21 protein-coding genes are annotated in these 20,595 nt (G+C 74.0%); 8 read left to right on the forward strand and 13 right to left on the reverse strand.

Annotated features, from left to right (window positions below):
- Positions 1–31: 31 nt before the first annotated feature.
- Positions 32–1,480 (reverse strand): alpha/beta fold hydrolase, encoded by a 1,449-nt coding sequence (locus OG937_41235; GenBank protein WUD77681.1) that lies wholly within the window; start codon positions 1,478–1,480, stop codon positions 32–34.
- 140 nt (positions 1,481–1,620) lie between these two features.
- Here OG937_41235 and OG937_41240 point away from each other — a divergent pair, with 140 nt between their 5' ends.
- A complete protein-coding gene (locus OG937_41240; GenBank protein ID WUD77682.1) occupies positions 1,621–1,881 on the forward strand; it encodes a hypothetical protein in 261 nt (86 codons plus the stop codon).
- Positions 1,882–1,908: 27 nt separating this feature from the next.
- On the opposite strand, the gene OG937_41245 is transcribed toward OG937_41240, so the two are convergent.
- The 3 genes from OG937_41245 to OG937_41255 form a co-directional block, all read right to left on the reverse strand.
- Positions 1,909–2,685: a class I SAM-dependent methyltransferase gene (locus OG937_41245; protein ID WUD77683.1), complete on the reverse strand. Its 777-nt coding sequence runs from the start codon at positions 2,683–2,685 to the stop codon at positions 1,909–1,911.
- Positions 2,686–2,832: 147 nt separating this feature from the next.
- Positions 2,833–4,236: a Si-specific NAD(P)(+) transhydrogenase gene (gene sthA / locus OG937_41250; GenBank protein ID WUD77684.1), complete on the reverse strand. Its 1,404-nt coding sequence runs from the start codon at positions 4,234–4,236 to the stop codon at positions 2,833–2,835.
- Between the two features lie 133 nt (positions 4,237–4,369).
- Positions 4,370–5,614, reverse strand: coding sequence for a glycosyl hydrolase (locus OG937_41255; GenBank protein ID WUD77685.1), 1,245 nt, complete (start codon positions 5,612–5,614; stop codon positions 4,370–4,372).
- A gap of 444 nt (positions 5,615–6,058) precedes the next feature.
- On the opposite strand from OG937_41255, the gene OG937_41260 reads away from it, so the two are divergent.
- Positions 6,059–7,087, forward strand: coding sequence for a LacI family transcriptional regulator (locus tag OG937_41260; protein WUD77686.1), 1,029 nt, complete (start codon positions 6,059–6,061; stop codon positions 7,085–7,087).
- Between the two features lie 45 nt (positions 7,088–7,132).
- Entirely contained in the window at positions 7,133–8,101 is a 969-nt protein-coding gene (locus tag OG937_41265; GenBank protein WUD77687.1) for an SDR family NAD(P)-dependent oxidoreductase, read from the forward strand.
- Between the two features lie 33 nt (positions 8,102–8,134).
- Here the strand turns inward: OG937_41265 and OG937_41270 are convergent, their stop codons facing one another.
- Positions 8,135–8,620, reverse strand: coding sequence for a helix-turn-helix transcriptional regulator (locus OG937_41270; protein WUD77688.1), 486 nt, complete (start codon positions 8,618–8,620; stop codon positions 8,135–8,137).
- 101 nt (positions 8,621–8,721) lie between these two features.
- On the opposite strand from OG937_41270, the gene OG937_41275 reads away from it, so the two are divergent.
- The gene (locus OG937_41275; GenBank protein ID WUD77689.1) at positions 8,722–10,311 is read left to right on the forward strand and encodes an MFS transporter; all 1,590 of its coding nucleotides are present in this window, start codon (positions 8,722–8,724) and stop codon (positions 10,309–10,311) included.
- Between the two features lie 35 nt (positions 10,312–10,346).
- Complete coding sequence (locus OG937_41280) at positions 10,347–10,766, forward strand: PaaI family thioesterase (GenBank protein ID WUD77690.1); 420 nt, start codon at positions 10,347–10,349, stop codon at positions 10,764–10,766.
- A gap of 60 nt (positions 10,767–10,826) precedes the next feature.
- On the opposite strand, the gene OG937_41285 is transcribed toward OG937_41280, so the two are convergent.
- The 3 genes from OG937_41285 to OG937_41295 form a co-directional block, all read right to left on the reverse strand.
- On the reverse strand, positions 10,827–11,663 hold the full coding sequence (locus OG937_41285) for an amidinotransferase (protein ID WUD77691.1): 837 nt from the start codon (positions 11,661–11,663) through the stop codon (positions 10,827–10,829).
- 122 nt (positions 11,664–11,785) lie between these two features.
- Positions 11,786–12,289, reverse strand: coding sequence for an Lrp/AsnC family transcriptional regulator (locus OG937_41290; protein ID WUD77692.1), 504 nt, complete (start codon positions 12,287–12,289; stop codon positions 11,786–11,788).
- A gap of 17 nt (positions 12,290–12,306) precedes the next feature.
- Positions 12,307–13,278, reverse strand: a complete 972-nt coding sequence (locus OG937_41295; GenBank protein ID WUD77693.1) for an ArsR family transcriptional regulator — start codon at positions 13,276–13,278, stop codon at positions 12,307–12,309.
- 74 nt (positions 13,279–13,352) lie between these two features.
- On the opposite strand from OG937_41295, the gene OG937_41300 reads away from it, so the two are divergent.
- Entirely contained in the window at positions 13,353–14,567 is a 1,215-nt protein-coding gene (locus OG937_41300; GenBank protein ID WUD77694.1) for an MFS transporter, read from the forward strand.
- Here the strand turns inward: OG937_41300 and OG937_41305 are convergent.
- The 5 genes from OG937_41305 to OG937_41325 all read right to left on the reverse strand — a co-directional run bounded on the left by OG937_41305 (position 14,521) and on the right by OG937_41325 (position 18,872).
- Positions 14,521–15,207, reverse strand: a complete 687-nt coding sequence (locus OG937_41305; protein WUD77695.1) for an alpha-ketoglutarate-dependent dioxygenase AlkB — start codon at positions 15,205–15,207, stop codon at positions 14,521–14,523. The genes OG937_41300 and OG937_41305 overlap by 47 nt on opposite strands.
- Positions 15,204–16,040: a hypothetical protein gene (locus OG937_41310; protein WUD77696.1), complete on the reverse strand. Its 837-nt coding sequence runs from the start codon at positions 16,038–16,040 to the stop codon at positions 15,204–15,206. The genes OG937_41305 and OG937_41310 overlap by 4 nt, the downstream gene beginning before the upstream one ends.
- Positions 16,037–16,777 (reverse strand): 2OG-Fe(II) oxygenase, encoded by a 741-nt coding sequence (locus tag OG937_41315; GenBank protein WUD77697.1) that lies wholly within the window; start codon positions 16,775–16,777, stop codon positions 16,037–16,039. The genes OG937_41310 and OG937_41315 overlap by 4 nt, the downstream gene beginning before the upstream one ends.
- 11 nt (positions 16,778–16,788) lie before the next feature.
- Positions 16,789–17,304: a methylated-DNA--[protein]-cysteine S-methyltransferase gene (locus OG937_41320; protein WUD77698.1), complete on the reverse strand. Its 516-nt coding sequence runs from the start codon at positions 17,302–17,304 to the stop codon at positions 16,789–16,791.
- A gap of 104 nt (positions 17,305–17,408) precedes the next feature.
- Complete coding sequence (locus OG937_41325; protein ID WUD77699.1) at positions 17,409–18,872, reverse strand: helix-turn-helix domain-containing protein; 1,464 nt, start codon at positions 18,870–18,872, stop codon at positions 17,409–17,411.
- Positions 18,873–18,990: 118 nt separating this feature from the next.
- On the opposite strand from OG937_41325, the gene OG937_41330 reads away from it, so the two are divergent.
- Together OG937_41330 and OG937_41335 are read left to right on the forward strand one after the other, a co-directional pair.
- Positions 18,991–19,512, forward strand: coding sequence for a hypothetical protein (locus OG937_41330; GenBank protein WUD77700.1), 522 nt, complete (start codon positions 18,991–18,993; stop codon positions 19,510–19,512).
- A gap of 84 nt (positions 19,513–19,596) precedes the next feature.
- Positions 19,597–20,565 (forward strand): YihY/virulence factor BrkB family protein, encoded by a 969-nt coding sequence (locus tag OG937_41335; GenBank protein ID WUD77701.1) that lies wholly within the window; start codon positions 19,597–19,599, stop codon positions 20,563–20,565.
- Positions 20,566–20,595: the final 30 nt, after the last annotated feature.

Consider the following 20,595-nt stretch of genomic DNA (forward strand, 5'->3'; position numbering starts at 1 on the left):
GGCGGCCGGTCGCCGGTCGCCACGCCCCCGGTCAGCGCACCGAGAGCCTGTCCTGCAGCCAGTCGAAGACGACCTCGCAGTGCTGCTGGGGGGCCATCGGGGAGCAGTGCAGCTGCGCCCCGGTGGCCGCCGTCAGTTTCACGTAGTCCTTCGGGGCGGTGAGCCCGTCGTACAGCCGGCGCGGCTGCCCGGGGTAGAACTGTTCGAACTCGTAGTCCAGCACCAGGGTGGGCGCCTTGATCCGGCCCAGCACATCGCTGACGTCCAGTGAGGCGATGAGCCGGGCGGGGGTGAAGAAGTCGGTGAACATCCTGCCCTCCCGCGCCTCGGTCATCGCCGGGACCGAGAAGGGTTCGAAGCGCTTCTTGAGCGTCGCCGCCTCGGACGGGCTCAGCGCCGGGACGACCTCCTTGTTCCAGACGGCGTTGGTCCGTTCCTTGTCGGCGGTGAGGATCTCCCTGACCTCCCGGGGGAAGGCCAGCCAGGGGGACACACAGCCGGGCATCGCCACCAGGGCGGCGATCCGGTGCTCGAAGGCCGCCGCCCGGGGCGCCAGGTTGCCGCCCATGCTCAGACCGGTCAGGGCGATCCGGCCGGGGTCCACGTCGGAGCGGGCGGTCAGCCAGTCCACCAGCGGGGTGACGACCTTCTCCCAGCGCGGGGTGAAGACGACCTCCTCCACGAAGAGCACATGGCCCTGTCCCGGGCCGTCGTAGACGAGCGCGTTCCAGCCGCGGTCCAGGGCCGCTGACACGCCGTAGGTCCACATGTCGACGTTCTGGCCGTCGCTGCCATTGGTCAGGATCACGGTGGGCCGCCGCCGTTCCGCCCCTTCCGGCCGGAAGAACCACACCGGCATCCGCGTCCTCCCGTAGGCCACGCCCGCCGTCACCGGGGCCGGATCGCAGCGCTCGCAGAAGGCGTCCCAGGCGCGGCGCCCGGCACGGTAGAGCCGCTCCTCGTCGCCCGGGTCCTCGGAGCCGAGGACGAAGAACAGCGCCTGGCCGTAGTACTGGGCCGCCCGCAGCGTCCGGAACCGTGTCGTCTGGCGCCCGGGCATGCTGCCCCTCGGCGTCGTCAGCAGCCGGTCGCCCAGTTCCCTGAAGGTGCGGGTGTACGACTGCGCCGACACCCCCGCCGTGGTGACGGCGTTCACGGCGGTGAGCACCTCGCCGACCTCTGCGGAGCCGTAGCCGCAGGCGCCGAGGGCCAGCAGCGCGCTGAAGTCGTAGGCGGGGTCGTCGAAGAGGGCCATCACCCCGGGGGTGGCACCGCCCACGGGACCCGCAGCGGAGGCCGACGTCCGCCCGGACCCGGACCCGGGCCCCGTTCCCGGACCGCCGGGCGAAGGCGGGCCCGCGGGGGAGGCGCCCGAGGGCGTGCACCCGGCGGCCGCCAGGGCCCCGGCCCCTGCCGCGAGCCCGGCCAGCGCGGTGCGACGGGTGGGCGCGGGGGCGGGGTCGTGCGGAAGGTGCGTCATGCCAGCCGAACGTACGAGGCGCGCCCCGGCACGCCGCACCACGACACCTGCCGTTCCCCCGAACGGCCCGGCGCACCGGTGCCGTCATCGGCCGCCGGCGGGGTAGACGTATCGGGCAGTCACCGGAGGGGAGAGGGAACATGACCGAGGACGTCGCCGGGATCGTGCGCAAGGTGGTCGCCGGATGCGCGGACGTGGCGCCGGAGGAGATCGGGCCGGACACGACCTTCGCCCAGTTGCGCCTGGGCGACCGGGCCAAGCAGCGTGCCGCGGACGCCGTCGAGCGCGAGGTCGGTGTGATGCTGCTGGCCGACGAGGTCGAGCGGATGGGCACCGTGCGCGACCTCGTCGAGCACGTGGCCGGCAAGCGCGCCGAACAGGAGGCCGCGGAGGCCCCCTGACGACGGCCGACGGCGTCCCGGCCCGGCTCAGCCCGCGTAGACGCGGATCTTCGACTGTCCGTGGCCGCGCAGTTCCCAGTCGTCCATGAAGCGGGCGCGCAGCTCGTGCCGGGCGGCCAGGCCGACCAGCGTCTCGGTGCGGTAGTAGAAGTCCTCGCGCAGCACGTGGTGTTCCTTCCCCTCGGTGCGGTCGAACGTGAAGTCGAACCACCCGCCCGGGGCCAGGATCCGCGCCACGTGGGCCAGGCACTCGTCGATGACCTCCAGGGGCGAGTGGGAGAAGACGCTGTGCGCGTGGACCACGTCGAAGTGGCGGTCCGGCAGGAAGTCGAAGGTCAGGTCGTGGGTGAGCGTGAGGTACGGCAGCTTGCGCTGCAGGCCCTGCGCGGTCACGGTGCGCTTGGCGGCGATCAGGATGTCGGGGGAGATGTCGATGCCGTAGTAGTGGCCGGCGTCGAGGTGCTCGATGAGGCGCCAGCCCGCCCGCAGGTTGCCGCACCCGATGTCCAGCAGCCGGTGCCGGGGCGACAGGCCGTGCTCGCGCAGGTAGTCGAACTGCATCGCGCCCAGCGCCAGCCAGCGGTCGTGGCTGCCGCTGCCGACGGCGGCCTCGGGGTCCCGGGCGGTGTCGCTGGCCATGACGGCCCGGTAGTACGCCACGTGGTCGCGGTGCCGGTGCGCGAGCCAGCGGTCCCGAGCGGCCCGGCGCGCGTACCCGGCGACCCGCGTGGGGTGCCGGAGGGCGTAGCCGACCTTGTGGGTGAGGCTCGTCCGGTCGGCCCGGAGGTTCTTCCTGGTGGCCATGGCGGGTACTCCCTCGGGGGTCACGGGGGACGCGTTCTTCGTCCCTCTCGGGAGGCTGCCACGCAGCGCCCTCGCGTTCCCCCTCCGAACGGGTGGTACCGGTGCGGGGCGCCCCGGCCGGGGCGCCCCGCACACGACGGCCCGGCGTCAGCCGGTGAGGCGGTTGATCTGGCGGAGCTTGTTGGTGGCGTCGAGGGCGGCCACCTTGTACGACTCGGCGAGGGTCGGGTAGTTGAACACGGCGTCGACCAGGTAGTCGACCGTGCCGCCGCAGCCCATCACCGCCTGGCCGATGTGCAGCAGCTCCGTGGCACCGGTGCCGAAGCAGTGGACGCCGAGCAGCGTGCGGTCCTCCGTCGACACCAGCAGCTTCAGCATGCCGTGCGAGTCGCCGATGATCTGGCCGCGGGCCAGCTCGCGGTAGCGCGAGATGCCCACCTCGAAGGGCACGTTGTCGTCGGTGAGCTGGTCCTCCGTACGGCCGACGAAGCTGATCTCCGGGATCGTGTAGATGCCGATCGGCTGCAGGCCGTGCATCGCGTTCACCGGTTCGCCGCAGGCGTGGTACGCCGCGAGCCTGCCCTGCTCCATGGAGGTGGCCGCGAGCGCCGGGAAGCCGATGACGTCGCCGACGGCGTAGATGTGCGGCACGGAGGTGCGGTAGTGCTCGTCCACGGATATCCGGCCCCGCTTGTCCGCGGTGAGGCCCGCCTTGCCGAGGTCGAGGGCGTCGGTGAGGCCCTGCCGCCCGGCCGAGTACATGACGGCGTCCGCGGGGATCTTCTTCCCGCTCTGCAGGACGGTCAGCGCGCCCGTCGCATGCCGCTCCACGGCCGCCACCGTCTCGCCGAAGCGGAAGGTGACGGCGAGGTCCCGCAGGTGGTACTTGAGCGCCTCGACCACCTCGACGTCGCAGAAGTCCAGCATCCCGTCACGCTGTTCGACCACCGTCACCTTGCTGCCCAGCGCGGCGAACATCGAGGCGTACTCGATGCCGATGACGCCGGCGCCGACGATGACCATGGAGCGCGGGACCCGGTCCAGGTTGAGCACGCTGTCGGAGTCCATCACCGTGCGGTCGTCGAACTCCACGGTCGACGGTCGGGCCGGGCGCGTCCCGGTGGCGATGACGATGTTCCCGGCGGTGACCAGCACCTCGCGGCCGGAGGGGTCCTCCACGGCGACCGTGTGGTCGTCCATGAAGCGGCCGGTCCCGGTGAGCATGGTGACGCGGTTGCGGGAGAGCTGACTGCGGATCACGTCCACCTCGCGGCTCACCACGTGCTGGGTGCGCGCGGTGAGGTCCGCGATGGTGATGTCCTCCTTGAGGCGGTAACTCTGGCCGTACAGGTCCCGCTGGGTGAGCCCGGTCAGGTAGAGCACGGCCTCGCGAAGCGTCTTCGACGGGATGGTGCCGGAGTGGATGGAGACCCCGCCGACCATGTCGGGGCGGTCGACGACGGCGACCCGGCGGCCCAGCTTGGCCGCGGCGATGGCGGCCTTCTGGCCACCCGGGCCGGATCCGATGACGAGCAGGTCGAATTCGGTCACCGGACGAGTCTGTCAGGCCACGGCGTCCCCGGGAAAGGGTTGCCGGAGATGCGGCCGGTGACGTCCCCGAGCCCCCGGGCACGGGTGCGGGACCCGTGACCGGGGGCCCGCCGGGGGACGGGGCACGGGGGGCTCAGCGGGCCTGGGCGGGCGTGACGACCTCGGTGATGCCGCGGGCGGCCAGGTGTGCCGCGTCCGCGGCCCGGTCGGCGAGCACCAGGGCGGGCCGTACGCCCCGGGCGGTCAGCGCGGCCCACGCCTCGAATACCTCGCCGCCGGGGGCGCATCCGGCCCGGCGGGGCGCCGTCAGGGCGTCGCCCACGTCGACGACGAGCGCGGTCGTCCGCGGCCGCGGCGCGTACCCCCGGTCGCGCAGCTCCGCCACGGCGCGGGCCACGGCGGTGCCCGCCGGCTTGACCTCGCGGTCGTTGGTGAGGAGCCCGAGGGTGTACTCGAGTTCGGGGAAGTCGGCGAGGGACCGGGCGACGTCGTGCGAGCACCACCAGGTCACCCCCCACACGTCCTCGCAGTCCAGGGCGCCCGCGACGGTGGCGGTGGCGAACGCCGCCGCGTGCTCGGGCGGCACCACCGGCGCGGGGGCGCCGACCTCCTGGAGCCAGACCGGGCGGTGCGGATCGGTGGCCCAGGCCTTCGACAGTTCGATCAGGTACGCGGCGTGGTGCTCGGTGGCCGCGCCCGCGTGGCCGTGGCGCTGGGCCGTTCCGTTGAAGACCCAGGAGTGGACCGCGGTCGCGAAGCCGAGGCGGGCGGCCTGCGCGGGGGTGAAGGCGTGGTCGTCCTGGTACCAGGCGGCGTCGTACTCGGCGTGCAGGTGGAGCTTGCCGGGGGCGCCGCGCTCGCACGCGTCGAGCATCAGGCGCAGCCAGGCCTCCGCCTCGGCCGGGCCGATGGGGTCCGGGTCCGGGTGCGGCGGGCCGGAGAACTGGTTGATCTCGTTGCCCACGGTCATGCCGAGGAAGTTGGGCCGGTCGGCGAGCGCGGCGGCGAGCGTGCGCAGGTACTCGGCCTCGGCGGCGACGACGTCCGGGTCGGTGAAGATGTTCCGGCGGTGCCAGGCGGCCGTCCAGGAGGGCAGGAAGTCGAAGCTCGACAGGTGGCCCTGCAACCCGTCCACGTTGACGTCCAGGCCGTGCTCGGCTGCGGCGTCGACCAGCGCGACCAGCTGCTCCACGGCGCGCGGCCGGATCAGGGTGCGGTTGGGCTGGAACAGCGGCCACAGCGGGAAGACCCGGATGTGGTCCAGGCCGAGGCGGGCGATGGACTCCAGATCGGCGCGGACGGCGTCGAGGTCGAAGTCGAGCCAGTGGTGGAACCAGCCCTGGCTGGGCGTGTAGTTGACGCCGAAGCGCGGTGTCATGGCGGTCCCGTGATTGTACGAGCTGGGGTGGGCGCGCGGCGGCGGAACCGGTGGTCGCGGGGCGGTCGGGGGATGTCCGTCCCGTGATCGGCGCGGCTGGGGGAGTCGCCGCCGGCGCCCACGACAAGGTGACACCGCGCTCCGGGAAAGTCAACTCGCCTCTCTCACCTACGTTTTGGGGCCGCGAAGTCGCAGGTCAACGGTGTGCAAAGGGAATTCGGGCGTCAGCGCTAATGCGCTTTAGAACCCCGCCGCTCAAGCGCTTTAGTGCCCAACCCTCCCGGGCTGGGGGATACTGGTCCCCGCGTCGCGCCGCCCGGGGCCCGGCGCGTACGACGTCAGGCGGAAGATCCGAGGGGGCCCACGATCGCGGCGCACGAGCCACCGGTGGAGCCGCCGCCCGCTGCCCGGACCGGCCGGCGCGTCCCCGCACGGCGCCCCACGATGAAGGACATCGCCCGGCGGGCGGGCGTCTCGGAGAGCGCCGTGTCCTTCGCCCTCAACGACCGCCCCGGGGTCTCCGAGACCACCCGCTGGCGTGTGCGCCGGGTCGCCGACCAGCTCGGCTGGCGGGCCAGCACCGCCGCGCGGGCCCTGTCGGGGGAGGGCGCCGCCACCGTGGGCCTGGTGCTCGCCCGCCCGGCGAGCTCGCTGGGCATCGAGTCGTTCTTCCTCCAGCTCGTCTCGGGCATCCAGGAGGTGCTGTCCGAACGCCACCTCGGCCTGCTCTTCCGGGTGGTGGCGGACGCCGAGGAGGAGTGCGCGGTCTACCGCAGGTGGTGGGCCGAGCAGCGGGTCGACGGGGTCATCGTCGTGGACCCGCGGATCGGCGATCCCCGGCCGGCCCTCCTGGACGCCCTGGGCCTGCCCGCCGTGGTGGTCGGCGGCCGCGACGTAGACCGTGAACCGCACGAGCCGGTCGCGTACCCGGTGATCTCCACCGTCCGGGTGGACGACGCGGCTGCCATGGGCGCGATCGTCGACCACCTGGCGGGGCTGGGCCACCGCCGTGTCGTACACGTCGCGGGCCTGGCCGGCCTGGCGCACACCACGCGCCGCATCGGCTCGCTGCGGTCTGGGGCCGCGCGCCTGGGGATGTCCGGCGTCCGCTCCGTCACCACCGACTACTCCGAGGGTCAGGGCGCCGAGGCCACCTGCCTCGCGCTGGCCGGCCCCGAGCCGCCCACGGCGATCATCTACGACAACGACGTGATGGCGGTCGCGGGCGCCGCTGTGGCCCTCAGCATGGGCCTGTCCGTACCGCGCGACCTGTCGGTCGTCGCCTGGGAGGACTCGGCGCTCTGCCGGGCCACGCATCCGCGCCTGACCGCCCTGGACCGCGACGCGACGGCCTTCGGGCGGCGTGCGGCGGCGGAACTGGTCTGCCTGCTCGGCGGCCGCCCGGCCCGCGACGTGGCCCAGCCGACGCCGGCACTCGTCGTCCGCGACAGCACGGCGCCGCCGCGCGGCTGAGCGCGCACTTGCCCTGGAGCGCACTCCAGCTCCGAGCGTGGGGGCATGACAGCTCAGACCAGGATCGGAACCGGATTCGGTGCCCGCACGATCGCGCGGGAGGTGCTGCGCGGGATCGACCTCACCGGGAAGCTCGCAGTCGTCACCGGTGGTCACGCGGGCCTCGGACGGGAGACCACACGCGCCCTCGCCGGCGCGGGCGCCCACGTCGTGGTGGCCGCCCGGCGTCCCGAAGTAGCAAGGGAGGCCCTCGTGGGGATCGGCGGAACGGAGGCGGACGCGCTCGACCTCGCCGACCTCGACAGCGTCCGCGGCTTCTCCGAGCGCTTCCTCGCCTCCGGCCGCGGCATCGACCTGCTGATCGGCAACGCCGGGATCATGGCCTGCCCGGAGACCCGGGTGGGCCCGGGCTGGGAGGCGCAGTTCGCCACCAACCACCTCGGGCACCACGCCCTGGTCAACCGGTTGTGGCCGGCGCTCGCCAGGCGTGGTGGGCGCGTGGTCTCGGTGTCCTCGCAGGGCCATCAGCTTTCGGGCATCCGCTGGGACGACGTCATGTTCGAGCGCGACTACGACAAGTGGGCGGCGTACGGGCAGGCGAAGACCGCGAACGCGCTGTTCGCCGTCGAGCTGGACCGGCTGGGCCGGGAGGCGGGTGTACGGGCGTTCTCGGTGCACCCGGGCGTGATCCTCACGGACCTGGCCCGTCACGTCCCGCTGGAGGAGAGGGTCGCCGCGGGCTGGATCGACGCGGAGGGCAACCCCGCCGATCCGGCGCTCAAGACACCGCAGCAGGGCGCGGCGACCCAGGTCTGGGCCGCCACGTCACCGATGCTCGCCGGCAGGGGCGGTCTCTACTGCGAGGACTGCGACGTGGCGGAACGCCTCACCGAGGACGCGGACGGGCTCACCGGCGGGGTCCGCGACCACGCCGCCGACCCCGAGCAGGCCGCGCGCCTGTGGCGGCTGTCCGCGGAGCTGACCGGCGTCGACGCGTTCGCCGCGGGCGCCTGAACGCCCCCGCCCCCGGGCGCCGCGCGGCCGGTCTCAGGCCGTCGCGCCCGCGGTGGGGCGGAACCGGGCGCTGGGGCCGGGGCGGCGGTCGACCTCTTCCGGGGCGTCGATCACATGGCCCTCGTCGCAGACCAGCCGGGCCCGGACGGGCGCGCCGCAGTCGTGGTGGGTGGTCAGGAGGGAGGGCCCCTCGGGGTCGGCGAGGTACTTGTCGCCCCACTGCCGCAGGGCGGTGATCAGCGGGTACAGGTCGCGGCCCTTCTCGGTGAGCACGTACTCGGAGCGGCTCCGGGCGCCGGGCTCCCGGTACGCGCGCTGTTCGAGCAGCCCCTGGGCGACCAGGCCGTTCAGCCGGTCGGTCAGCACCGAGCGGGACACGCCCAGGTGCTCCTGGATGTCGCTGAAGCGCCTGACCCCGCGAGTGACCTCGCGAAGGACCAGCAGCACCCAGGAGTCGCCCACGAGGCCGATGGCACGGCCGACGGAGCAGTTGGAGACGTCCTGGTCGAGGTATTCCATGGTCCGGATCCTACCTGAGTTCGCAGAAAGAACTCAGGGCTGGTAGCGTTCGCTCCGCAGCTAGGTTCGAAATGCGGACTCAGCTCAGGAGGGAACCGTTCATGACGAGCACGAGCGCCGCCGCGGCCAAGGACGTGACCGTGGGTGCGACCACAGCAGGGACCACCGCGAGGACACCGGACCCGGGGGAGTCGAGGAAGCGCTGGATCGGCTTCGTCGTCGCGAGCCTCGGCCAGATGGCGATGTTCGTGAACATCACCCAGACCGTCGCGGTCCTCGCCCCGCTCCAACAGGACCTTCGAGTGTCGGGTGCGGCGTTCGTGTGGATCGCCGGCATCTACTCGATGATGGTCGCCAGCTTCGTGCTCGCCGCCGGCACCGTCGGCGACCGCTTCGGCCGTCGCCGCGTGTTCGCCCTCGGCATGCTGCTGCTCGGCGCGGGCAGCCTGGTCACCTCGCTGGCCTCCGGCGCCGCAGGCGTCATCGCCGGCCAGGCCCTCATGGGCCTCGGTGGCGCCGCGATCCTGCCGAACAGCCTGTCCCTTGTGACGCACATGTTCGCCGAGCCGCACGCCCGCACCCGGGCCGTCGGCATCTGGGTCGCCGTCTCCGGCATCGGCCTCGCCTTCGGCCCCGTGGCCGCCGGGCTGATCCTGGAGCACTGGTCCTGGCACGCGGTGTTCCTGGTCAACGTGGTCCTCGCCGTCCTGGTGCTGGTCCTCACGCCCCGATTCGTCACCGAGAGCCGGCAGGCCGGACGCCACCTCGACCCGCCGGGCCTGGTGCTCGCGGTCGCGTCCATCGGCGCGCTGAACTACGGCCTGATCGAGGGCGGCCACACCGGCTTCGGCACGGCCAAGGCGATCACGGCCTTCGCCGTCGCGGCCGCGGCGCTCGTCGCCTTCGTCGTGCACGAGGCGCGCACCCGTACGCCCATGCTGAAGCTCGGGCTCTTCCGCGGCCGCTCCTTCGCCACGGCCAACGTCGTCGCGATGATCGCCCAGTACGCCTTCGTGGCCACCGCCTTCGCGCAGGTGCTGTACTTCGAGCGGATCCGGCACGAGTCCATCCTCGACGCGGGACTCCTGCTGCTGCCGATCATGGGTTCCTACGTGCTGGTCAGCTACGTCGCCGCGGGGATCGCGCGCCGGATCGGCTTCAAGGCCACCCTCGGCGCGGGAGCGGCGCTCGCCGCGGCCGGGGCGCTGCTGATGACCGCCCAGACCCCCACCGCGTCCATACCCGTGCTCGCGGTGCTGATGGCGATGTTCGGGGCCGGTGCGGGCCTGGTCCTGCCGCCGAGCACGGCCGTGGCCGTCATCAGCGTGCCGCACACCGACGGCGGCATGGCCAGCGGCACCGTCAACCTCTTCCGTCAGGTCGGCGGCACGCTCGGGGCGACCGTCACGGGCACCGTGCTGACCAGCGGCCTCGCTTCCCGGCTGCCCGGCGAACTCGCCGACCGGGGCGTCCCGTCCGGCCTCGCCGAGCAGGTGACCCAGGCCGTCGGCACCGGAGCCCAGGGCTCCACGCTGCCGGCGGCGCTCCGCGACACCGTCACCTCGGCCGTCGGCGACGCCTTCACCGGAGCCCTGCACCTGGCCGTGCTCATCCCGGGCGTCGGCCTGGCGGTCGCCGCCGTCGCGGCCCTCGCGCTCATCGCCAACCGTCCCGCCCCGCAGGCCCACTGACCCCGCGCACGTCCAGGACGAACAGGAGAGTCACGATGACGGAGACGACCGGCCCCGCCCTCGACCCGGAGGCCGCCGGTGCCTTCCTGCGCGCCGTCGGGCTGCGCTTCGACGCGATCAGCGCGCAGGAGGTTACCGCCCACCTGGAGGTCACCGAGGACCACCACACCCCGTGGGGGATCACCCACGGCGGCCTCCACACCACCGTCATCGAGAGCGTGGCGAGCGTCGGCGCCTCCCACGCGGTGCGCTCCGAGGGCCGGTTCGCCGTCGGCGTGAGCAACCAGACCGACTTCCTGCTCCCGTACGTCAAGGGCCGCCTCGACGTCCGCGGCACACCCCTGCAGCAGGGTCGGAGCCTGCAGCTGTGGCTGGTGGTGATCACGGACGCCGAGGGCCGGACCATCGCCCGCGGGCAGGTACGGCTGTTCAACCGGTCGCTGCCCGCGCAGTGACCCCGGGGCGTCGTCCAGGGCCCTCATCCCGGGCCGTCACCCGGGCAGGGACCACGGACGTCAGACCGCCGGGCGGAGCTCCTGCGTGCAGCACTTGATGCCCCCGCCGGCCTTGTGGAACTCCGTGAGGTCGACGGGGACGGGCACGTAGCCCCGCCCGGCGAGCTGCTCGACCAGCCCCGTCGCCGCGGGCGCCACGAACACGTGCCGCCCGTCCGACACCGAGTTGAGGCCGAACGCCAGCGCGTCGTCCGCGGTGACGACGACCGCGTCCGGGAACATCCGGCGCAGCACCTCACGGCTGCCGGGGGAGAAGGCCTCCGGGTGGTACGCGATGTTCGCCTCGCCGCCGCCGGCCCCGTCGTCCAGGACGAACAGCGCGGTGTCCAGGTGGTAGAAGCGCGGGTCCGTCAACTGCAGGCCGATCGTCGGCACGCCGAAGAACTCCTGCACCTCGTGGTGCGCCGCCCGGACGGTGCGGAAGCCCGTACCCGCCAGGACGAACCCGCCGACCGGCACCAGGTCGCCCTCGCCCTCGCAGACCGACTCCGGGCGGTGCACCTCGAAACCCGCTGCCTTGAACCAGGCCGCGTACTCGTCGGCCTCCGGGCGCCGTTCGGGCGCGTGGAACGACGAGCCGAACACCCGCCCCTCCACCACCAGCGCCGAGTTGGCGGCGAACACCATGTCGGGCAGCCCCGCGACCGGCCCGACGGACTCCACCGTGTGGCCGTGCTCCCGGTAGGTCCGCACCAGCGCGGCCCACTGCTCCCGGGCGAGCGCGGTGTCGACCCGCACGCCCTCCCGCATCCAAGGGTTGATCGCGTAGCGCACGTCGAAGTACTCGGGCGGGCAGACCAGATAACGCCGGGGGCGGGCCACACGGTTCTCGGGCACGGCGAACTCCTCCGCTTCCTGCGGGACGGCCAGGGGATGGCTCAACGGTAGGAAGCGCAGGCCGCGGGCGACAAGATCGGGACGCTGCGCACAGGCGCAGCGATGCTGCGTCGAAGGGCCCGTCAGCGCAGGTCCGTTGCGCTTTCCGCGGCGGACCGCCCCGCCCCCGCCTCCGGGCTCTCCGGCAGCAGGTGCGACAGCACCATGTAGCTGATCGTCTTCCGGATGAAGGGCTCGGTCCTGATCCGCTCCAGGACCTCCTCGAAGTGCTCGACGTCGGTGGCCCGCACGTGCAGCAGGGCGTCCGCGCCGCCCGTCACCGTCATGGCCGCCGTGATCTCCGGGTGGTTCCTGACGACCTCGGCCAGCCGCCGGGGCGGCGCCGCGCCCTCGCAGTACACCTCCACGTACGCCTCCGTGCGCCAGCCCAGCGCGGCGGGCCGGACGGTGGCGGTGAAACCCGTGATGATCCCGGACTCGCGCAGCCGGTCCACCCGCCGCTTGACGGCCGTCGCCGACAGGCCGATGTCCGCGCCGATCTCCGCGAAGCTCGTCCTGGCGTTCACGATCAGGGCCGCGACGATCTTGCGGTCGAGTTCGTCGAACGGCACGGGTCTGTGGACCATGCCCGGTGCTCCTTCCCTCAGCCGTCCTGCTGGGCCGCGACCAGGGCGTCGCCGGTCTCCGTTCGGTAGTAGAGCACGGAACGCCCCGCGCGCCGCCGCCGCACCAGACGGGCGTCGAGCAGAACCCTCAGATGACGTCCCACCGAGCCGAGCCCCTGGCCGGTCAGGGCCACCAGTTGCGTCGTGCTCATCGGGGTCGCGAGCAGCATCAGGACCGCGGCGCGCGCCGGACCGAGCAGCGCGCCCAGCGCCTCGGGGACCCGCTGCCGCCCCGCCTCGGCCAGCGCCCCCGAGCACGGGTACACCACCGCGTACCGTACGTGCTCGTCCCAGGACACCCAGCCGGTGCGCGGGGTGACGGGCACGAACATGAGCCGGGCACCGGACAGGTCGCGCGGCGGGTACTCCCGCGTGTTGATCTGCAACCGGCCCTCACCGAGCCAGCGCATCCCCCGGCGCATGTCGTCCAGCGCCTCCGCCCAGCCGCCCCGGCCCAACTGGGCGGTACGCGCCACGATGTCGGCCTCGATGACCCGCCGGCGGCGCGGCCAGTCCGGCAGCACCGTGTGCGTCCACACCCAGGCGACGACGTCCGCCGCACGCTCCGGCAGGTCCGCGCGGCGCAGCAGCCCGGGGAGCGGTCCGCCCAGCGACACCGCCAGATGCTCACGGGCGGCCTCCGGCGGGGTCTCCCGGATCCGCGTCAGCTCCTCCTCGAAGCCCGGGCTGCCCTCGCCGCTGGGCGTGGGGGTCAGGAAGTCCGCGTTCCAGGCGCGCCCCAGGGCGGCGCGCACCAGCAGCCCGGTCACCGGGTCGGCGGCCAGCCGCTCCCGGTACGCGGCCAGGTGCGCGTCCAGCCAGGCGCGCTCCCCGGGGTGCGCGGCCGTGCCCCGGTCGAGCAGCTTCAGGGCCGCGACGGCCTCGGCCAGCGGGGAGACGACGAAACGGCTCGCCACCAGCGTCTCCGCGTCGACCAGCCACCAGCCCATGCCCCGCACTCCTCACCTTTCGCGCCTGCGCGAAACATTAACCGCCCGATGCGCCGCCGCCGAGACTCAGGTCCATGCGCACCTACCAAGAACTCTTCCGCACACGGGAGTTCACCCCGCTCTTCCTGGTCTCCACCGGACAGGTCGCGGCGCAGACGGTGAGCGGGCTGGCCCTGAGCACCCTGGTCTACGACGCCACGGGCTCGCCGCTGCTGTCCGCCGTCGCCATGTTCGGCCCGTCCCTCGCGCAGGTGGTGGGCGCGACGACACTGCTGTCGGCGGCCGACCGGCTGCCGCCGCGTGCCGCGCTCACGGCGGTCGCCCTGCTCTTCGCCCTGGGCACCGCCGTTCTGGCCGTCCCCGGTCTGCCGATGTGGGCCGTCTTCGTCATCCTGGCCGTCGAAGGCCTGGTGGCGTCACTGGGCGGCGGAGTGCGCTACGGACTGCTCCACGAGGTCCTGCCCAAGGGCGGCTTCCTGCTGGGCCGTTCCGTGCTGAACATGGCGACCGGCACCATGCAGATCTGCGGCTTCGCCGCCGGCGGCCTGCTGCTGGCCGCACTCTCCCCCCGCGGCGTCCTGCTCGCCGGTGCGGCGCTCTACCTCACGGCCGCGGCCGCCGCCCTGACCGGACTGCGCCCCAGGCCCCCGCGCGCGGGCGGCCGCCCCTCGGCGGCCGAGACCTGGCGGACCAACGTACTGCTGTGGTCGGCCCGGCCGCGCCGCTATGTGTACCTGGCGCTCTGGGTTCCCAACGGCCTGATCGTCGGCTGCGAGTCGCTCTTCGTGCCCTATGCGCCCGACCACGCCGGGCTGCTCCTGGCCGCCGCGGCCTGCGGCATGCTCGCCGGCGACACGATGGCCGGCCGGTTCGTCCCGCCGTGGTGGCGCGAACGCGCGGGCGCCGCGCTGCGACTGCTGCTCGCGGCCCCCTACCTGCTCTTCGCCCTGCACCCGGCGCTGCCCCTGGCGGCGTCCGTCGTCGCCGTCGCCTCCGTCGGCTACGCGGCGAGCCTGCTGCTGCAGGAGCGGCTGATGGCCCTCACCCCGGACGAACTCAGCGGTCACGCCCTCGGGCTGCACTCCTCGGGCATGCTCGCCTGCCAGGGCCTGGGCGCCGCGCTGGCCGGTGCCGTCGCCCAGCACACCTCCCCGGCCACCGCGATGACGGTCATGGCCGCGGTCTCCGTTGCCGTCACCCTGGTGCTGGCCCCCGGCCTGCGCCCTGGCGCCGCGGACGCCGTCAACGCCGCGGCGCCCGCCCCCGCGTCCCGTCGTCCAGTCCCGTGACGCGCATCGTGATGTTCAGCCGGCCGGAGGCGAGACCCGTGGCCGGGTCACCCGTGCCCGGGTGGACCTTCGGCACCGCGTGGTAGGCGAAGCGGGACGGGCCGCCGAAGACGAACAGGTCGCCGGAGGCCAGCTCCAGGTCCGTGTAGGGGCGGTTGCGGCTCTCGGTGTTCCCGAAGCGGAACACACAGGTGTCGCCGATGGTCAGCGACACGACGGGGGCGGCGCTGCGCTCGTCCTTGTCCTGGTGCATGCCGAGCTTGGCGTCGCCGTCGTAGAAGTTGATCAGCGCGGTGTCCGGGGTGTAGCCGTCACCTGCCGCCGGGTCCTCGTACGCCTCGACCAGGGCGCGGCGGCCCAGGTCCACCATCCAGTCGGGGAAGGGGGCCACCCGCGCGCCGTTCACGTCGCCAGCGGTACGGGTGTAGCGATAGGGCTGCCAGTGCCAGCCGATGCAGACCGTGCGCACCGACATCACCCCGCCGCGGGGGAGGCGGGTGTGCCGGATCGGGACCGGGCCCATGGCCCAGGCGCGGCACGCGACGACCAGCTCCCGCTGCTGGTCCAGGGTGAGCCAGCCCGGCACGTGCACCGCGCCCGGCGCCACCTGCAGCCGGGGACGCGGGATGAGCGCGCTCACCGGGCACCGCCCTTCCCCGGGGCGGCCGCGGTCACCCGGCCCCGGTCCACGCACCAGGTCCCGCCGTCGGCGGTCGCGCCGCGCAGGCCCTGGAGCGTCTCCGCGCCCGCGGCGGCCACCACGCGCGCGTCGCCCAGGGAGGCGAAGCCGTACGTACGGGCCGGGTCCCACGGCGTACTGTGCCGCAGACGGCGGGCCAGCTGCGCCCACCCGGCGGGCGCAGCGGCCACCACCCAGGCGTCCGGCGCCGGCGCGGTCAGCCGCCCGGCGGCCCGCAGCCAGGACGCCGCCCGTTCGGGCCAGTCCACGACGGCCACCACGGTGCCGCCGGACGCGCGCCACGCTGCGGCGAAGGCCCCGGCGGCGGCACGGGAGGCGGCGTCCCGGCTGTGGCCGACGGCGACGGCGCCCACGCGCGGGCGGGCGTCACCGAGCAGGCCGAGCAGGGCGGTGAGTTCGGCCCCGGTGTGCGGCGGCGGCGCCGGCACGCCGTCGAGCACGGCGAGCCCCTCGGGCGTGACCAGCGGCGAGGCCGGTGCCGCGGCGGGTGCGTCGGGGTGGGTCATGGCGTTCCGCTCCGTCGGTGTCGCCTTCCATTGTCGGTACCGCCCGGGCAGGCAGCGGGCGCAGGGCCGGTATCCCGCGGCGACCGCCGTGGCCTCGTCCGCGAAGAACACCCGCTCCCGCACGTATCCGCCGCGCGCGATGGCCTTCTGCGCTGCCGGGCAGTCGAGGCGGCCGTACAGCCGGCCGCGCCGATGCCCGCCGAGCGCCCCCGGGACCGCGCTGCGGTACGGCCGCCCGTCCGGGCCGGTCAGCACGTACGTGGTCACGTCGCGTCGTGGAAGACCAGGCCCAGGGTGTGGCGGCGGCCGGCGCGCACGGTGCTCACCCCGTGCCGCATCGGGCCGGCGGACCAGCCGCGGGCCGAGCGTACGGGCCGGTCGCGGGTGGTGAAGACCAGCGCGTGGCCCTGGGGCAGGGTGGTGGACGAGCCCCGGGTCTGCGCCCGCGGCCGCTGCTCCGTCATCAGGAACTCGCCGCCGGCGTAGTCCTCGCCGGGGGCGTCGAGCCCGATCACGACCTGGAGCGGGAAGACGAGGTCCCCGTACAGGTCGCGGTGGAGCGCGTTCCAGTCGCCCGCGCCGTAGCGCAGCAGGATCGGGGTCGGCCGCGTCTGGCCGGCGGCGTGGCACATGGCCAGCCACGCGTCGAGGGTGTCCGGCCAGGGCGCGGGCTGCCGGAGCCGGGCCGCCCAGTCGCGGGCGATCGGCAGCAGCCGCGGGTAGAAGGCCGCCCTCAGGGCCCGCACCGGCTCCGGGACGGGGTACGCGAAGTAGCGGTACTGGCCCGAGCCGAAGCGGTGCCGTGCCATGTCGACGGTCGAGCGGAACCGCACGGGCTCGTCGTAGAGCGCGGCGACGGCCCGGCACTCTGCGGGGGAGAGGACCGGACGGGCCGTCAGGGCGCCCCCGTGGGCGTCGAGTCCGGCGGTGAGCGCGGGCCAGTCCTCGGCGTCGACCCGCTCGGGCAGGGGTGTCGTGGGCGGTGCGGCGGCGGTGGTGGTCATGGCCGTCGTCCTCACGCCGTACCGTGCCCGGCCTCGAGGTCCAGCAGCAGGCGCTTGCGCTCCACCCCGCCCGCGTAGCCGGTGATCGCGCCCTTGGCGCCGAGCACGCGGTGGCAGGGACGGACGACGAGCAGCGGATTGCGGCCGATCGCGGTGCCGACCGCGCGCGACGAGGTCCGGGGGATGCCCATCGCGTCGGCGACGTCCGCGTAGGTCAGCGTGGTGCCGTAGCCGATGGTCTCCAAGGCCTTCCACACCTGCTGCTGGAAGGTGGTGCCGGCGGTGGTGAACTCGATGTCGAAGTCGGTCAGTTCGCCGGCGAAGTACGCCCGCAGCTGGCGGGCGATCTCGGTGAACGCGGCGTCGTCGGCACGCGCGCCGTCCGCCAGGTCCGCCGCGAGGACGCCGCCCTTCTGGTCCGGCACGGACAGCGAGGAGAGCGCGGTGCCGCCCTTCGCGGTGGGCGACTCCTCGCCGACCAGCAGCAGTTCGCCCAGCGGGCTGTCGAGCGTCATGTAGACCGTCATCGGTCTTTCCCTTTCCTCGCACTTTCAGTGACATCTACGATTCTGCGGTGGTTCATCACCGATGTCCGGCGGGATTCGGACGTCGCATTCCCGCTGTCTCCCGGTCAACCGGCGCTCCACAGCAGGTGCATCGCGTAGGTGCGCCACGGCCGCCAGCCCTCGGCGTCCTCCAGTGGCACACCGGCACGCGCGGCCCCCGCGCGCACGGCGACGTCGCCCTCCAGCAGCACGTCGGGATCGCCCAGGGCGCGCATCCGGATGTAGCCGGCCGTCCACGGCCCGATGCCGCGCAGCGCGAGCAGGCCCTTCTCCGCGCCGTCCCGGTCCGCGCCCGGGTCGAGGACGACCTCGCCGACGGCGAGGGCGCGGGCCAGGCCGCGCAGCGTCTCCCGCCGGGCCTCCGGCATGCCGACCGCCTCCAGCGACGCCCGGGCGAGGGCGTCCGCGTCGGGGAACAGATGCGTCAGGCCACCGCTCGGTGCCGCCAGCGGCTCGCCGTGGGCGGCGACCAGGGCCGCGCCGAGCCGGCGTCCCGCCGCCACGGAGACCTGCTGCCCGAGCACCGCCCGCACCGCCAGTTCGTGCGGGTCCGCCGCCCCGGGAGCGCGCAGCCCGGGGCGGGCGCGGGCCAGGGCCCCCAGCGACGGGTCCGCGGACAGCCGTTCCGCGACCGCGTACGGATCGGCGTCCAGGTCGAACAGGCGCCGCACCCGCTGCGTCCCGGTGGTCAGGTCGCGGAGCCCGGTCATGTGCAGCCGGGACTCGAGCCAGTCACCGCCCCTGCCGGGCGCCGCCTCCTCGACCTCGGCGACCGCGGGCCCGTGCGGCAGTCGGAGGGTGCGCCGGTAGACACGCCGGCCGCGGGTCCCCGTGACCTCCTCGACGCCGGTGATCGCGCGCGCCGCCAGGTAGTCGAAGATTTGTCCGGTGTCGTACGGCCCCCGGTACGCCAGCCGCAGCGGCACCCCGGCGGCGGCGTCGGCGGCCGCGTGCCGGGCGGGGCGCGCCTGCCGCAGTGCGGTCGGCGTGAGCGCGTACACCTCGCGGACGGTGTCGTTGAACTGCCGTACGCTCGCGAAGCCGGCCGCGAAGGCGATCTCCGCGGCCTGCATGTCCGTGGTCTGCAGCAGGATCCGGGCGGTGTGCGCCCGCTGCGCACGCGCGAGGGCGATCGGACCCGCCCCCACCTCGGCGTTGAGCTGCCGTTGCACCTGCCGGGCGCTGTAGCCGAGCCGTGCGGCCAGCCCGGCGACGCCTTCCCGGTCGACGACACCGTCGCCGATCAGCCGCATCGCACGGCCCACCACGTCGGCCCGCGCGTTCCACGCCGCGGACCCCGGCACCGCGTCCGGACGACACCTGCGGCAGGCGCGGAAACCGGACCCCTGGGCGGCCGCCGCCGTTCGGAAGAAGCGGACGTTGCGCCGCTTGGGCGTGACCGCCGGGCAACTGGGGCGGCAGTAGATCCCCGTCGTCGCCACCGCGAAGAAGAACTCGCCGTCGAAGCGCGCGTCGCGGCTGCACACCGCCTCGTACCTGCTGTCCTCGTCGGTCGCGTCGTTCGTCACCCCTCCACTGTGCGGCATCGCGGGGGCGGGGCGCTGGCGGGATTCGGACGTCACGTTCCGGGCGCGGCCGCCTCGGCACGGCCGTGCGGGGGCGGGTCGCCTCGGTGATCCTGAAGGGGTGACAGCCGGCTCCGCCCCGCGGGACCTCGCCGGCCGGGAGGCTCCCGGCACGGGACGCGCCAACTACACGGGCGCCGTCTACGGATCGCTGCTGGCCGCCTCGGTGGTGGCCGGGGCCGGCTCGGCGGGGCCGTACCCGCGGCTGGAGCTGGTGCTGCTGCTGATCTGCACGGGCCTGGTGTTCTGGGCCGCCCACGTCTACGCGGGCTTCGTCGGCGACCGGTTGCGCGGGGGGAGGATCACCTGGCACGAGATCCGCCAGGTGTGCGTCCGCGAGTGGCCGATCGTGCAGGCCGCGCTGCTGCCGGCGACGGCGGTCGCGGTGAGCCCCCTGCTGGGGCTCGGGCTGGAGGGCGCGGCCTGGCTGGCCCTGACCATCGCCGTCGTCCAGCAGGTCGTGTGGGCCAGCGCGGCCGTCATCCGGGTGGGCGCCTCCCGCTGGGCGGTGGTGTCGGTGGGGATCGTGAACCTGGTGCTGGGCCTGGTCATCGTGGCGGCGAAGGTCGCGCTCCAGCACTGAGGGCCGGTGCGTCGTTCATACCTTATGAGGCGGTTTGCCGCTGTTTCCTGTGGGGGACGTGTGCCCTGAGGAGAGTGATCGCGCATGGCCCGCCACCCGCAGACCGGCGTCAGCAAGCCGACCGAGCTCCCCCAGGAGTCCTGGCGCGTGGTGCTCCGGCGCACGGTCAAGGAGTTCTGGGCGGACCACCTGACCGACTGGGCTGCGGCGCTGACCTACTACGCCGTCCTGTCGGTCTTCCCGGCCCTCCTCGTCATGGTCTCGGTCGTCGGCCTGCTGGGCGGCCCCAGCGTCAAACCCCTGATCGTCAACGCGAGCGGGCTCGCGCCCGGACCGGTGCGCGACACGCTGACCGGTGTGCTCGGGCAGTTGCAGCACGGCGTCGGCCGCGGGGGACTCGCCCTCGCGATCGGCGTCGTGGTCGCCGTGTGGTCGTCCTCCGGCTACGTGGCGACCTTCATGCGGGCCGCCAACGCCCTCTACGACATCGACGAGGGCAGGCCCGTGTGGAAGACCCTGGCCGCCCGATTCGTCATTCCCGTGGTGCTGTTGGTGGTGACGGCGCTCATCGCGCTCGGCGTGGTCCTCACCGGAGTCCTGGCCCGCAGGGCGGGTCAGGTGCTGGGAGTCGGCGACGCCGCGCTCGGCGTGTGGGGGATCGCCAAATGGCCCGTGATGCTCCTGCTGTTCACTCTGGTCCTCGCGCTGCTGTACTGGGCCGCGCCCAACGTGAAGCACGGCGGCTTCCGATGGGTGAGCCCCGGCAGCATCCTGGCCGTGGTCATCTGGGCCGCCGCCTCCGCTCTCTTCAGCTTCTACGTGTCCAACTTCAGCAACTACAACCGGCTCTACGGCAGCCTGGCGGCGATCATCGTCTTCCTCGTCTGGCTGTGGATCTCGAACATCGCCGTCCTCCTCGGCCTGGAGTTCAACGCCGAGCTCGAACGGGCGCGGGCGCGCCCGGACGGGGGCCCGGACGACAGTCCGGACGAGACAGTGCCCAAGGCCGAACCGCAGGACACCGAGCGCCTCCACGCCGAGGAAGGGCGATGACGGGACGCCGTCCGGCCGCTACGCCGTCAC

The organism is Streptomyces sp. NBC_00510 (assembly GCA_036013505.1).
Lineage (GTDB): Bacteria > Actinomycetota > Actinomycetes > Streptomycetales > Streptomycetaceae > Actinacidiphila.